This is a genomic window from Faecalimonas nexilis, assembly GCF_059731825.1.
The window spans coordinates 3,672,773-3,686,041 of record NZ_AP029189.1 but is presented as its reverse complement, the minus strand read 5'-3'; the positions used below and the strand labels follow the sequence as shown (position 1 = coordinate 3,686,041).

At 36.0% G+C, this 13,269-nt stretch carries 15 protein-coding genes; 14 read left to right on the top strand and 1 reads right to left on the bottom strand.

Going from position 1 to position 13,269, the window contains the following annotated elements; translation table 11 throughout:
- Window positions 1–41: 41 nt before the first annotated feature.
- The 9 genes from AC6I5B_RS18330 (at window position 42) to rsmG (ending at window position 7,252) form a co-directional block, all read left to right on the top strand.
- Complete coding sequence (locus AC6I5B_RS18330; RefSeq protein WP_004613284.1) at window positions 42–227, top strand: hypothetical protein; 186 nt, start codon at window positions 42–44, stop codon at window positions 225–227.
- 69 nt (window positions 228–296) lie between these two features.
- Entirely contained in the window at window positions 297–431 is a 135-nt protein-coding gene (gene rpmH / locus AC6I5B_RS18325; protein WP_004613283.1) for a 50S ribosomal protein L34, read from the top strand.
- A 49-nt stretch (window positions 432–480) separates the two neighbouring features.
- Window positions 481–831, top strand: coding sequence for a ribonuclease P protein component (gene rnpA / locus AC6I5B_RS18320; RefSeq protein WP_004613282.1), 351 nt, complete (start codon window positions 481–483; stop codon window positions 829–831).
- A gap of 3 nt (window positions 832–834) precedes the next feature.
- A complete protein-coding gene (yidD, locus tag AC6I5B_RS18315; RefSeq protein ID WP_004613281.1) occupies window positions 835–1,047 on the top strand; it encodes a membrane protein insertion efficiency factor YidD in 213 nt (70 codons plus the stop codon).
- 24 nt (window positions 1,048–1,071) lie between these two features.
- Window positions 1,072–2,316 (top strand): YidC/Oxa1 family membrane protein insertase, encoded by a 1,245-nt coding sequence (locus tag AC6I5B_RS18310; protein WP_156554948.1) that lies wholly within the window; start codon window positions 1,072–1,074, stop codon window positions 2,314–2,316.
- A gap of 54 nt (window positions 2,317–2,370) precedes the next feature.
- A complete protein-coding gene (gene jag / locus AC6I5B_RS18305; RefSeq protein WP_004615696.1) occupies window positions 2,371–3,180 on the top strand; it encodes an RNA-binding cell elongation regulator Jag/EloR in 810 nt (269 codons plus the stop codon).
- Between the two features lie 66 nt (window positions 3,181–3,246).
- Window positions 3,247–4,620: a tRNA uridine-5-carboxymethylaminomethyl(34) synthesis GTPase MnmE gene (mnmE, locus tag AC6I5B_RS18300; protein WP_004613278.1), complete on the top strand. Its 1,374-nt coding sequence runs from the start codon at window positions 3,247–3,249 to the stop codon at window positions 4,618–4,620.
- Entirely contained in the window at window positions 4,586–6,532 is a 1,947-nt protein-coding gene (gene mnmG / locus AC6I5B_RS18295; protein WP_004613277.1) for a tRNA uridine-5-carboxymethylaminomethyl(34) synthesis enzyme MnmG, read from the top strand. Before mnmE ends, mnmG begins: the two co-directional genes overlap by 35 nt.
- A 6-nt stretch (window positions 6,533–6,538) precedes the next feature.
- Window positions 6,539–7,252 carry a 16S rRNA (guanine(527)-N(7))-methyltransferase RsmG gene (rsmG, locus tag AC6I5B_RS18290; protein WP_004613276.1) on the top strand — a complete coding sequence of 238 codons (714 nt, stop codon included), beginning with the start codon at window positions 6,539–6,541 and terminating at the stop codon, window positions 7,250–7,252.
- A gap of 47 nt (window positions 7,253–7,299) precedes the next feature.
- Here rsmG and AC6I5B_RS18285 read toward each other — a convergent pair whose 3' ends face one another.
- Window positions 7,300–8,256, bottom strand: coding sequence for an alpha/beta fold hydrolase (locus AC6I5B_RS18285; protein ID WP_004613275.1), 957 nt, complete (start codon window positions 8,254–8,256; stop codon window positions 7,300–7,302).
- 232 nt (window positions 8,257–8,488) lie between these two features.
- Here AC6I5B_RS18285 and AC6I5B_RS18280 point away from each other — a divergent pair, with 232 nt between their 5' ends.
- The 5 genes from AC6I5B_RS18280 (at window position 8,489) to serS (ending at window position 13,257) form a co-directional block, all read left to right on the top strand.
- Entirely contained in the window at window positions 8,489–9,598 is a 1,110-nt protein-coding gene (locus tag AC6I5B_RS18280; protein ID WP_497773521.1) for an ISAs1 family transposase, read from the top strand.
- A 132-nt stretch (window positions 9,599–9,730) separates the two neighbouring features.
- Entirely contained in the window at window positions 9,731–10,498 is a 768-nt protein-coding gene (locus AC6I5B_RS18275; protein WP_004613274.1) for a ParA family protein, read from the top strand.
- The gene (locus tag AC6I5B_RS18270) at window positions 10,498–11,400 is read left to right on the top strand and encodes a ParB/RepB/Spo0J family partition protein (protein ID WP_004613273.1); all 903 of its coding nucleotides are present in this window, start codon (window positions 10,498–10,500) and stop codon (window positions 11,398–11,400) included. The genes AC6I5B_RS18275 and AC6I5B_RS18270 overlap by 1 nt, the downstream gene beginning before the upstream one ends.
- 23 nt (window positions 11,401–11,423) lie before the next feature.
- Window positions 11,424–11,960, top strand: coding sequence for a DUF4446 family protein (locus tag AC6I5B_RS18265; protein ID WP_004613272.1), 537 nt, complete (start codon window positions 11,424–11,426; stop codon window positions 11,958–11,960).
- Between the two features lie 19 nt (window positions 11,961–11,979).
- Window positions 11,980–13,257, top strand: coding sequence for a serine--tRNA ligase (gene serS, locus AC6I5B_RS18260; RefSeq protein ID WP_004613271.1), 1,278 nt, complete (start codon window positions 11,980–11,982; stop codon window positions 13,255–13,257).
- Window positions 13,258–13,269 lie beyond the last annotated feature (12 nt).

Sequence of the window (13,269 nt, the reverse complement as noted above, 5' to 3'; positions counted from 1 at the left end):
TGTGGAAAACTTTTTAAACAGCGAAAAATAAGGAAAAATCGTTGAAAAGCAGAAAAATAAATTTTAAATTAACAGCTTATCCACAGGAAATCCACAAGTTATCCACAAAATGTGGAAAACTTGTGGAAAACTTTGGGGATGAAAGAGTGAGAAAATTAAGATGTGTATTAAGTTCAAAAAAATATCCAGAATCCCTTGACGTAGAGGGATTTATTGACTATAATTAAGTGCGATGTCTAAAAAAATATGTACTTATATTAATTATATATAGGTTTGAGTCAAGGAGGTGGATATCAATGAAAATGACATTCCAACCAAAAAAGAGATCTAGATCAAAAGTTCATGGATTTAGAGCAAGAATGAGCACAGCTGGTGGAAGAAAAGTTTTAGCAGCTAGAAGAGCAAAAGGAAGAAAACAGTTATCAGCGTAGGCCGCATATATGTGGCCTTTTCTTCTATGTAAAAAGTGGAGAGAGAAGAATGCATTTTTCCGAATCATTGAAAAAAAATAAAGACTTTCAGATTGTTTATAGAAAAGGACAGTCTTATGCTAATAAGTATCTGGTGATGTATATTTATCAGAATCAGAGTGAAAGAAATCGCTTGGGCATTTCAGTGAGTAAAAAGGTTGGCAATAGTGTGGTAAGACACAGGCTGACAAGATTGATCAGAGAGAGTTATAGACTACAAGAAGATAAATTCCAGAATGGATTGGATATTGTTATTATTGCGAGAGCAGGTGCAAAAGGTAGAACATATAAAGAGATAGAGAGTGCACTGATTCATTTGGGAAAACTTCATAATATTATAGATTCACATTTGGAGATGTAAAAATTGAAAAGAATATTTATAGGACTCATTAAGTTTTATAGAAAATATTTATCCGGACTGAAAACAGCAAGTTGCTGCAAATATTTTCCGACTTGTTCCCAGTATGGACTGGAAGCAATTGAAAAATACGGTGCATTAAAGGGTGGACTGCTTACAGTGTGGAGAATTTTACGTTGTAATCCATTTTCAAAAGGCGGATATGATCCGGTGCCTTAAGAATAACATTTGGAGGAGAAAAATATGGGTATTGTATTGACGCAGTCTAATACTTTTATTATTGGAAGTATTGCAAAACTGCTCGGATTTATCATGAATGGAATTTTCAATGCGTTGAGTTATATTGGTATTGAGAATATTGGTCTTAGTATCATTATATTTACAGTAATTGTCTATACATTGATGATTCCGATGACGATTAAGCAGCAGAAATTTTCAAGAATGTCGGCTGTTATGAATCCGGAGATTCAGAAAATTCAGAAAAAATATAAAAATAAAAAAGATCAGGCATCTATGATGAAGATGCAGGAAGAGACGAAGCTGGTTTATGAAAAATATGGGACATCACCGACTGGCGGGTGTCTTGGTTCACTGATTCAGTTTCCTATTTTGTTTGCATTATGGCCGGTTATTCAAAATATTCCAGCATATGTAACAAGTATTAAAGATGCATACATGCCTTTGGTCAACCAGATTATGGCGACAGACGGTTACCAGAAAATCATGGAAGGGATCGGAAAAGCAAGTCCGATCATGATCAATCCTGAAACATATGATTATAGCAAAGCAAATACACTCGTTGACGTATTATACAAATTCAGACCGGGAACCTGGGATACACTTGCAGATAAATTTCCGGATTTGACAAATTTAATTGATTCTACAAAAAACAGTTTAACACATTTGAATACATTTCTTGGAATCAATATTGCAGAGACACCGGGATCTATGTTCATGACAGCAACAAAGAACTTTTCTATCGGTCTGATCATCGTTGCGCTTGCAATTCCGGTATTATCCGGACTTTCACAGTGGATCAGTGCAAAACTGATGCAGCAGGCGACATCAACAGGAAATGATGATGATAACCCGATGGCAGCGCAGATGAAGACAATGATGAATGTTATGCCGTTGATTTCTGTGTTTATGTGTTTCTCAATGCCGGCAGGTCTTGGTATCTACTGGATTGCCAGTGCGGTAGTAAGAACGATTCAGCAGCTTGTAATCAATAAATTCTTAAGCAAGAAGTCAATGGATGAGCTGATTGAAGAGAATATCAAAAAAGCTGCGAAGAAGCGTGAGAAAAAAGATGCAGTTTCTGGAAAAGAGATCAATGCGATGGCACATAAAAATGTGAAGAACATTGATGAGCCGAAGAGAAAAACAACAAGCAGCAATAATATTGATTCTTATAAGCAAAATGCAAAACCAGGAAGTTTGGCATCGAAAGCAAATATGGTAAGTGATTTTAATAAAAACAAAAAATAGGCTAAACCAAAATTCTTATTTTTAGAAAGATAAGAATGTCAAGGAGGGTTTAAGATGAATGAGATTAGAGTATCAGCAAAAAATGTAAGTGATGCAATTACAGAGGCAAGTATTCAGCTTGGAGTTACAAGCAGTGAACTAGAATATGAGGTAATCGAAAAGGGAAGTACCGGTTTTTTAGGAATCGGAAGTAAACAGGCTGTGATCAGAGCTTGGAAAAAAGTGGTGGAAGAGCCTGTTGAGGAAGTAAGAGAAGAAGTTGAAGAAGTAAAACCTTCGTTGGAACAACAAATTGAAAAGGCAAAAGAAACTGTGGAATCACACAGAGAAGTAAAAAAAGAAGTGCATGTTAAGAAAGAACATGTGAAAGAGCCTGTGAGAAGAGAAGAAAAACTTTCGGAAGTACAGGAAAGTACAAAAGAAGCTTGTGAAAAATTCTTGCATGATGTCTTAAAAACAATGGGAATGGAAGTTGAGATTACTTCAAGTATTGATCAGGATGGCGCTTTGTGTATCGAGATGCAGGGCGAGCATATGGGAATTCTCATCGGAAAACGTGGACAGACTTTAGATTCTCTTCAGTATTTGACAAACCGTGTAGCGAATAAAATGCAGGATGGTTATGTGCGTGTCAAACTAGATACAGAAAATTATCGTCAGAGAAGAAAAGAGACATTAGAAAATCTTGCAAAAAACATTGCTTACAAAGTAAAGAGAACAAAGAAACCTGTTTCATTAGAGCCTATGAATCCTTATGAAAGAAGAATTATTCATTCAGCACTTCAAGCGGATAAATATGTGTCTACACACAGTGAAGGTGAAGAACCTTATAGAAGAGTAGTAGTGACATTGGCAAGAAAATAAATGTGAATTGGGGACGGGGGTGATATCATATCATCCCCGTCCTTAGTTACACTTGGAGGAAAAAGTATGAAAACAGATACAATTGCAGCAATTGCGACAGCTATGACGAATTCAGGAATCGGAATTGTCAGAATGAGTGGTGATGAAGCATTTGAAATTATCCAGAAGATTTATAAAGGAAAAAAAGAAAAATATTTTCAGGAAGAAAAAGGTTACACAATACATTATGGATATATTGTAGATGGTGAAGAGACAATTGATGAAGTGCTTGTGATGATCATGCGGGGACCACATAGCTTTACAGGTGAAGATACGGTGGAGATCAATTGTCATGGCGGTGTTTATGTGATGAAACGCATTTTGGAAACTGTGATCAAATATGGAGCGAGACCTGCCGAGCCCGGTGAATTTACAAAGCGTGCATTTTTGAATGGGAGAATGGATTTGTCTCAGGCAGAGGCGGTCATCGATGTCATTCATTCCAAAAGTGAGTATGCACTGAAGAGTTCTGTGAGCCAGTTAAAAGGAACGGTTCATCAGAAGATAAAGAAAATAAGAGAGGAAATTTTGTATCACACTGCATTTATTGAGACTGCCTTAGATGATCCGGAGCATATCAGTGTGGATGGATATGGTGGAGAACTGAAGGTGGTTGTGGATAAACTACTGGAAGAACTGAAGGCATTGTTGATAAGTTCTGACAATGGACGTATTATCAAAGAAGGGATTAAGACGGTTATTGTCGGAAAACCAAATGCAGGAAAGTCCTCGCTTTTAAATGTATTGGTCGGTGAAGACCGTGCGATTGTGACAGATATTGAAGGGACAACGAGAGATGTTTTGGAGGAATCCATTCAGCTTCAGGGAATCAGTCTGAATATCATGGATACCGCAGGGATCCGCAATACAGAGGATATAGTGGAAAAAATCGGTGTGGACAAAGCAAAAGAGCATGCGAATGAGGCTGATTTAATTATTTATGTTGTAGATGCATCTAGAAATCTGGATGAGAATGATATGGAGATCATTCAGATGATTCAGGATAAAAAGGCAGTGATTTTATTAAATAAATCAGATCTTGCTACTGTTGTATCAAAAGATATGTTAAAATCATATATTGAAAAGCCGATGATTGAGATATCTGCAAAAGAAGAGAGTGGAATCAAAGAGTTGGAACAGACATTAAAGGATATGTTTTTCCATGGAGATATTTCTTTTAATGATGAGGTTTATATTACAAATATTCGTCATAAGGCGGCAATTCAGGATGCTTATGACAGTTTGGAAAAAGTAAATATGAGTATAGAAAATAATATGCCGGAGGATTTTTATTCCATTGATTTGTTGGATGCGTACGAATCTCTTGGAAGCATTACCGGCGAGACGATAGGAGAAGATTTGGTAAATGAAATATTCAGTAAATTCTGTATGGGAAAATAAAGATGAATATGATGTAGTTGTAGTCGGAGCAGGGCATGCAGGCTGTGAAGCGGCGCTTGCCTGTGCACGACTGGGGATAAAAACAATTATTTTTACAGTGAGTGTGGATAGTATTGCTTTGATGCCTTGTAATCCAAATATCGGAGGAAGCTCGAAAGGACATTTGGTAAAGGAAGTAGACGCACTCGGCGGTGAGATGGGGAAAGTGATCGATCAGACATTTATCCAGTCAAAAATGTTAAATAAGTCAAAGGGGCCGGCAGTACATTCGTTGAGAGCACAGGCAGATAAAGCAAATTACAGCAAGACGATGCGCATGGTTTTGGAAAATCAGGAAAATCTTGAAATCAAACAGGCGGAAGTGACAGACATTCTTGCAAAAGACGGAAAAATTGAGGGAGTGCAGACCTACTCCGGAGCAGTTTATAAATGTAAAGCTGTTATTTTGTGTACAGGAACGTATTTGAAAGCGAGATGTATTTATGGAGAAATCAGTCAGGAGACAGGACCAAACGGACTTCAGGCAGCGACTTATCTGACAGATTCCTTGAAAAAACTCGGAATCGAGATGTATCGCTTTAAAACAGGAACACCGGCAAGAATTGATAAAAATTCCATTGATTTTTCAAAGATGGAGGAACAATTCGGTGATGAGAGAGTCGTTCCGTTTTCATTTACGACAAATCCGGAAGATGTTCAGATTGAGCAGGCATCTTGTTGGCTGACTTACACAAACGAAAAGACACATGAGATCATTCGGGCAAATTTAGACCGTTCTCCATTATTTTCAGGTATGATAGAAGGAACCGGACCGAGATATTGTCCATCTATTGAAGATAAGGTAGTGAAATTTGCGGATAAAAATAAGCATCAGGTATTTATTGAGCCGGAAGGCTTGGATACAAATGAGATGTATGTGGGAGGAATGTCAAGTTCGCTGCCGGAGGATGTGCAGTATGCTATGTACCGCAGTGTACCGGGGCTTGAACATGCAAAAATCGTGAGAAACGCATATGCGATTGAGTACGACTGTATCGATGCCAGACAGCTTTATCCAACATTAGAGTTTAAGAATGTTGGAGGTTTGTACAGTGGGGGACAATTCAATGGAAGTTCCGGATATGAGGAAGCTGCCGCACAAGGGCTTGTAGCGGGGATAAATGCGGCTTTAAAGATCTTAGGCAGGGAACAGATCGTCTTGGATCGTTCGCAGGCTTATATCGGCGTTTTGATTGATGATTTGGTTACAAAAGAGAGCCATGAGCCTTACCGTATGATGACGTCCCGTGCGGAATATCGTCTGTTGCTCCGTCAGGATAATGCAGACCAGCGTTTGACAAAGATTGGACATGAGATCGGATTGATTTCAGATGAGCGTTACGAGTATCTTTTGGAAAAAGAAAGAATTATTGTATCTGAGGTAGAACGATTAGAACATACAAATATCGGTGCAGCACAGGAAGTACAGGATTTACTTGTGAAATATGGAAGTACACCTTTGAACTCAGGAACAACACTTGCAGAATTGATTCGCAGACCAGAACTTTCTTATGAAGTATTAGAGCCGATTGATAAGAGAAGAAATATCGTACAAAAATGTGCGGAAAAATATCCTGAAAATGTAGATAAATTGTGTCAGGAAGTTGTAGAGCAAGTAAATATCAATATTAAATATGATGGATATATTAAGAGACAGCAAAAGCAAGTAGAGCAGTTTAAAAAGTTGGAAAAGAAAAGAATTCCAGAAGATATTGACTATGATGTGATTAAGAGTCTTCGTATCGAGGCAGTGCAAAAATTGAAGCAGTATCGTCCTTTGTCCATCGGGCAGGCATCTAGAATTTCAGGAGTATCACCTGCAGATATTTCTGTATTGTTAGTATATTTGAGTGGAAAGAATGAAACGAGGTAGTTGTGAATGAGTCAGATATTTGAGAATAAGTTAAAAGAGCTTGGCATTGTATTAAATGATGAGCAGAAACGTCAATTTGATTCTTTTTATGAACTCTTGGTGGAATGGAATAAGGTCATGAATCTGACTGGTATTACCGAATATGAAGAGGTAAATGAAAAACATTTTGTGGATAGCTTGTCGATAACAAAGGCGATTGACATGAATTGTGTGGATAACTTAATTGATATTGGAACGGGAGCTGGTTTTCCGGGAATTCCGTTAAAGATTGCATTTCCTCATCTGAAAGTAGTATTATTGGACTCATTAAATAAAAGAATTAAATTTTTGAATACAGTAATTGAGGAACTTGAATTGATTGACATAGAAACAATTCACGGAAGAGCAGAAGATTTTGCAAAACAGGGAGAGTATCGGGAACAATTTGATCTTTGTGTATCAAGAGCAGTGGCAAACTTATCCACACTTTCTGAGTATTGCATGCCATATATCCACACTGGTGGAATGTTTATCCCCTACAAGTCTGGAGAAATTGAGGAAGAGGTGACTGGGGCAAAGAAAGCAGTGCATGTGCTTGGTGGAAAAATTGAGGATGTGGTGAAGTTTCAACTTCCGGGAACTGAAATTGGTCGTTCTTTTGTAAAGATAAAAAAATATCAAAACACACCAAAAAAATATCCGAGAAAAGCAGGATTACCTGCAAAGGAGCCAATAGCATAAAAAATCAGCATATCATCTTAGATGATATGCTGATTTTTTATGAATAATTATAATTCAAATAGAATTTTTATCTGTTCGAGGACTTTTTCTGGTACCTCTAATTGTGGCAAATATTTTGCTTTTTTAATCGTTTGCACTTCAATTGCGGGAGTATAAGACTGATATTGTTGCGCATATTCTTTGTAAGTAGGGTTTCCACTTCCAACTAAAATAAAAATACTATTATCAATATGAGTTAGACATTCTGTAATATTTGCAGTTGTATATTTTCCCTTAATACTTGCAAATAAATATTTAGATTGCGTTTTCGAAATCTGAGCTGATTCACAGTAAGTCTTAACTATTTCATCATCAACAAATTGAGGATTGTAGAAATATTCGGTCATAAAAGTTTGTTCAATACTATCTTTACTATGCAGAAGATTAAACAGAAGAGTTCCAATAAAAGGAATGTTAATAATAAATTTTAACATTTTTGTTCGTTTTGTAGGAACTTTTGATATAGAGGAAATACTAGGAGGATTAATCAATAGTATTCTATCTATTATTTCATCATTGTTATGGCAAGCCATTAATACAAAAGAACAAGAGTTTCCAGTAACAATGACATCTGCCTTTTCACCAATAACATTGTTAATAAAGTCCGTGACTAATTGCACATATAAAAAGTTTGTGTAGGTGAAATTGGGTTTATCAGATTTTCCACATCCTAACAGGTCTAATGTATACACAGTATTTTTCTTAGAAAGATCAGAAACAATTCGATTCCATTCGTATTCTGAACTGCACGCTGAAAGATCGTGAATTAATAAAATTGGTTTGCCAGTGCCCTCTTTTGTATAGAAAATTTTTCCAAATCTCCATTCATAATAAAGACCTTCTTTTCTGCCGAGCAAATTATCAATAGTGGACATAAAATAAATAAGTTTATTGATAATGTGGATGATAAAGGTTGCCAAAACAGTTAAAGAAGCATAAGTTGCGAGTTTCTTTTTCCAGTTCATAAAGCACCTGCCTTTCTTATAAATACTTTTCTTTTATTATACTACACAAAGGAAATCAATACAACAATGGAGTAAATGTTTCACGTGAAACATTTTTAGTCCAGTACAGTATAAAGTAACTACAATATTTTTTGTTTCACGTGAAACCACGACAAACGCATGAATGAATAAATTATGAACACCCTGTCCGGATTTTTTGATATAATCAAAGAAAAAAGGATGGGGTGTTCCTATGAAAGAGATTTTAGACTATGCAGGTACGGTGATGGACATAAGACAGGAGAAGAAAGTTTTGCATAAGATGGCGGATATTATCCTGCTTGTATTTTTTGCTACGCTTGCAAATGCAGATGATTGGGTAGAGATTGAGATGTTTGGAAAAGAACATGAAGATTTTTTGCAAAATTATCTGGAACTTCCAAATGGAATCCCTTTCCATGATACACTCCAAAGAGTTTTTGCAATGGTGCCCACTGAATTTCTGGAAAGTTTTCAGCAAAAGTGGAATGAAATGTTAAGCAGCGATGAGGGGGAGAAAGTAAAGCGCCTGCTTGCGATTGACGGAAAAACCCAGAGAGGGAACGGAAATAAGAACCAGAGACCGAATCATATTGTCAGTGCTGTAGATGAAAGAGGCTTTTGCCTGGGACAGAAACGAGTAGAAGAAAAAACAAATGAGATCAAAGCAATCCCAGAACTGTTGGACCATCTGAATATAAAAGGGACAATCATAACAACAGATGCCATGGGAACCCAGGTGGCTATTGTAAAGAAAATCCGCCAAAAGCGTGCGGATTATGTTCTGGCATTAAAGGCAAACCAGGGGAGTCTTCTGGAAGATGTGAGGGAATATTTTGCAGATAAAGAACTTCGTGAGAAATGCGCTTATAAAAACCGGATAGAAAAGGCCAGGGGGAACCTTGAGAAACGGGAATACTGGCAGACAGAAGACATCAGCTGGTTAAGCCGGAAGAAAGAATGGGCAGGATTAAAAAGCATTATCATGACTCGTAATACAATAGCAGGGACAGATGGCAGTACAACAGTAGAAGAAAGATATTTCATAAGCAGCCTGTCGACCAATATAGAAGAAGCAGAGCGAGCTGTGCGTGGTCATTGGATGATAGAAAGCTATCATTGGCATTTAGATGTAACCTTTCGAGAAGATGGGAATCACACATTAGAAAAGCAGGCATCCTATAATCTGAACATTATAAGAAAACTGGCTTTGAATATGTTAAAAATTTTAGAGGTAGGAAGCCGTCCGTTAAGCATGAAAAAGAAACGGTATGTGATTGGAACAAATCCAGAAAAGCATTTAGAGAAGATTATGTCTTTATAATTTTTGAATTTAGTATATGGTGTGGTTGAGGAGCACATTCATGCGTTTGGCTTGCACGTGAAACATTTTGTGTAGATTATAATTTAAAAAGGTGGTATAATTATCTGAGGACAGAAAGGGGTAGCTGAAAAAATGGGAAGAATAATAGCTGTAGCCAATCAAAAGGGTGGTGTAGGTAAGACAACAACTGCAATCAATTTATCCTCATGTTTGGCATCATTAGGGAAAAAAGTATTAGCTATAGATATGGATCCACAAGGAAATATGACGAGTGGTCTGGGAATTGATAAAAATGAGGTCGAATATACTGTTTATGAATTAATTCTTGGACAAGTTGGTATTGAGAAGGTTATTTGTAAAGATGCTTTGGAAAACCTTGATGTGTTGCCAACAAATATAAATTTATCAGCTGCAGAGATTGAATTAATAGGAGTAGAAGAAAAAGAATTTATTATTCGAAAAGAAGTGGATAAAGTCAAAAAAAATTATGATTTTATAGTAATTGATTGTCCACCTTCATTAAGTATGCTCACGATTAATGCAATGACTACTGCTGATAGTGTACTGGTGCCTATTCAATGTGAATATTATGCATTAGAAGGATTAAGTCAATTAATACATACAATTGATTTGGTAAAGGAACGTTTAAATCCAGAATTAAAAATAGAAGGTGTTGTATTTACAATGTATGATGCCAGAACTAATTTATCATTACAGGTAGTTGAAAACGTAAAAGATAATTTGCAACAGACAATTTATAAAACAATTATCCCTAGAAATATTCGTCTTGCTGAAGCACCGAGTCATGGATTACCAATTAATCTATATGATCCAAAATCCTCGGGTGCAGAAAGTTATATGTTGTTGGCAGAAGAGGTAATTAATAAAGGAGAAAAATAATGGCAGTAAAGCGTGGAGGATTGGGAAAAGGGCTGGATAGTCTGATTCCGGATCATAAGACTGTAAAAACAACTGAAAAGAAAAAGCCGGAAGTAGAAGAAAAAAAAGAAGGCGAACAGCTTGTTAATATTAATAAAGTAGAGCCAAACCATGAGCAGCCAAGAAGACATTTTGAAGAAGATTCATTATTGGAACTTGCTGATTCCATCAAACAATTTGGAGTCTTACAACCTCTAATTGTTCAAAAAAGAAATGACTATTATGAAATTATTGCAGGCGAAAGAAGATGGAGAGCCGCAAAAATGGCTGGAATAAAAGAAATTCCGGTAATTATTAAAGAATATACGAAAAGAGAAGCAGTTGAGATTGCTTTGATTGAAAATATACAGAGAGAAAATCTGAATCCAATTGAAGAGGCAATGGCATTTAAGCGACTTTTGACAGAGTTTTCACTCAAACAAGATGAAGTGGCAGAGCGTGTTTCAAAAAGCAGAACAACAGTTACCAATTCTATGCGGTTACTAAAATTGGATGAAAGAGTTCAACAGATGATTGTAGATGATATGATTTCCACAGGACATGCGAGAACCTTGCTTGCAATTGAAAATCATGAAGAACAATATAATCTTGCAAATAAAATTTTCGATGAAAAATTAAGCGTACGAGAGACAGAAAAACTCATTAAAGAACTAAAAAATCCAAAGAAAGAAAAAGAAAAAAAAGTCGTTGAAAATGATTTTATTTATAAAGATTTAGAAGAGAAAATGAAAACAGTCATGGGAACGAAGGTTCATGTAAATCCCAAAAAAAAGGGAAAAGGAAAAATTGAGATTGAATATTACTCAGACGAGGAACTCGAACGTATATTCGAGCTCATTATGACTGTTACAAATAATTCATAAGGGTAAAAGAGGAAACTTGTAATATGGAAAGTAAGTTGTTGGAAACAATAGGAATTGATCCAGGTATTATCTTGATTGCAATGTTTGTTTTAATAATTATATTGTTTTTTATTGCAATCCGCACCAATATGAAATACAATCGTTTAAAAGCCAGTTATACAACGTTTATGCGTGGAAAGAATGGTAAAACTTTAGAAGATAGTATTTTTGAAAAATTTAGTGAATTGGATAATATGGTGGATACGGTTCAAAAAAATCGTAAAGATATTCGAGAACTGAACAAAAACGTCAGAGCTAATTATCAAAAAGTTGGAATTGTAAAATATGATGCTTTTAATGAAATGGGTGGAAAATTAAGTTTTGCAATCGCATTACTTGATGGAAAAGACAGTGGATTTATTTTAAATTCTATGCATAGCAGAGATGGCTGTTACAATTATGTAAAAGAGATTGTAAATGGACAAAGTTATATCGAACTGTCAGAAGAAGAAGCAGAATCATTAGAAAAAGCGATGTATCAGGAAACATTTGGACTTGATTTAAAAAATATCAAAAAGTAGAGAGTAGAGGAGAAAGACCATGTTAGATATCAAATTTTTAAGAGCAAACCCGGAAATTGTAAAACAAAATATCAAGAATAAATTTCAGGACAGTAAATTACCACTTGTAGATGAAGTGATTGAACTGGATTTGAGAAACAGAGAAATTAAACAGGAAGTAGAAGCGCTGAGAGCAGAAAAAAACAAGGTGTCAAAACAAATTGGTGCGTTGATGGCTCAGGGGAAAAAAGAAGAAGCAGAAGAAGTCAAAAAGCGTATTGCTGAAGATGGACAAAAGATTGAACAGCTTTCTGTAGAAGAAAAAGAAGTGGAAGAAAAGATCAAAACAATTATGATGACAATTCCAAATATTATTGATCCGTCTGTTCCAATCGGAAAAGATGACAGCGAAAATGTGGAATTGCAGAAATATGGAGAACCGGTTGTTCCGGATTTTGAAATCCCATATCATACAGAAATTATGGAAAAATTTAATGGTATTGATCTTGAAGCAGCTGGAAAAGTAGCTGGAAACGGTTTCTACTATTTAATGGGAGATATCGCAAGATTGCATTCAGCAGTGATTTCTTACGCACGTGATTTCATGATTGACAGAGGATTTACGTACTGTATTCCTCCATATATGATCAGAAGTAACGTTGTTACAGGCGTTATGAGCTTTGCAGAAATGGATTCCATGATGTATAAAATTGAAGGAGAAGATTTGTATCTGATTGGAACAAGTGAACATTCTATGATTGGTAAATTTATTGATACAATGTTGGAAGAAGAGACTCTTCCTAAAACATTGACATCATATTCACCATGTTTCCGTAAAGAAAAAGGTGCTCATGGTATTGAAGAACGTGGTGTATATCGTATTCACCAGTTCGAAAAACAAGAAATGATCGTTGTGTGTAAACCAGAAGAGAGCATGGAATGGTATGATAAAATGTGGCAGAATACAGTTGATCTGTTTCGTTCATTAGATATTCCAGTTCGTACTTTAGAGTGCTGTTCAGGAGATTTGGCAGATTTAAAAGTGAAATCTGTCGATGTAGAAGCATGGTCACCAAGACAGCAAAAATATTTTGAAGTAGGAAGCTGCTCAAATCTTGGAGATGCACAGGCAAGAAGATTAAATATTCGTGTAAAAGGGAAAGATGGCAAGTATTTTGCTCATACACTTAATAATACAGTAGTTGCTCCACCGAGAATGTTGATTGCATTTTTGGAAAATAATTTACAGGAAGATGGTTCTGTAAAGATTCCAGCTGCATTACAGCCATACATGGGTGGAAAAACAGAGATTAGATAATAGAAAGGTAAA

Coding starts and splice junctions, on each gene's coding strand:
- AC6I5B_RS18310 (WP_156554948.1), top strand. CDS start 1,072: ATGGGTATTGTATTGACGCAGTCTAATACTTTTATTATTGGAAGTATT.
- AC6I5B_RS18285 (WP_004613275.1), bottom strand. CDS start 8,256: ATGAACTGGAAAAAGAAACTCGCAACTTATGCTTCTTTAACTGTTTTG.
- AC6I5B_RS18265 (WP_004613272.1), top strand. CDS start 11,424: ATGGAAAGTAAGTTGTTGGAAACAATAGGAATTGATCCAGGTATTATC.
- AC6I5B_RS18280 (WP_497773521.1), top strand. CDS start 8,489: ATGAAAGAGATTTTAGACTATGCAGGTACGGTGATGGACATAAGACAG.
- mnmE (WP_004613278.1), top strand. CDS start 3,247: ATGAAAACAGATACAATTGCAGCAATTGCGACAGCTATGACGAATTCA.
- mnmG (WP_004613277.1), top strand. CDS start 4,586: ATGAAATATTCAGTAAATTCTGTATGGGAAAATAAAGATGAATATGAT.
- rsmG (WP_004613276.1), top strand. CDS start 6,539: ATGAGTCAGATATTTGAGAATAAGTTAAAAGAGCTTGGCATTGTATTA.
- AC6I5B_RS18270 (WP_004613273.1), top strand. CDS start 10,498: ATGGCAGTAAAGCGTGGAGGATTGGGAAAAGGGCTGGATAGTCTGATT.
- serS (WP_004613271.1), top strand. CDS start 11,980: ATGTTAGATATCAAATTTTTAAGAGCAAACCCGGAAATTGTAAAACAA.
- rnpA (WP_004613282.1), top strand. CDS start 481: ATGCATTTTTCCGAATCATTGAAAAAAAATAAAGACTTTCAGATTGTT.
- jag (WP_004615696.1), top strand. CDS start 2,371: ATGAATGAGATTAGAGTATCAGCAAAAAATGTAAGTGATGCAATTACA.
- AC6I5B_RS18275 (WP_004613274.1), top strand. CDS start 9,731: ATGGGAAGAATAATAGCTGTAGCCAATCAAAAGGGTGGTGTAGGTAAG.
- rpmH (WP_004613283.1), top strand. CDS start 297: ATGAAAATGACATTCCAACCAAAAAAGAGATCTAGATCAAAAGTTCAT.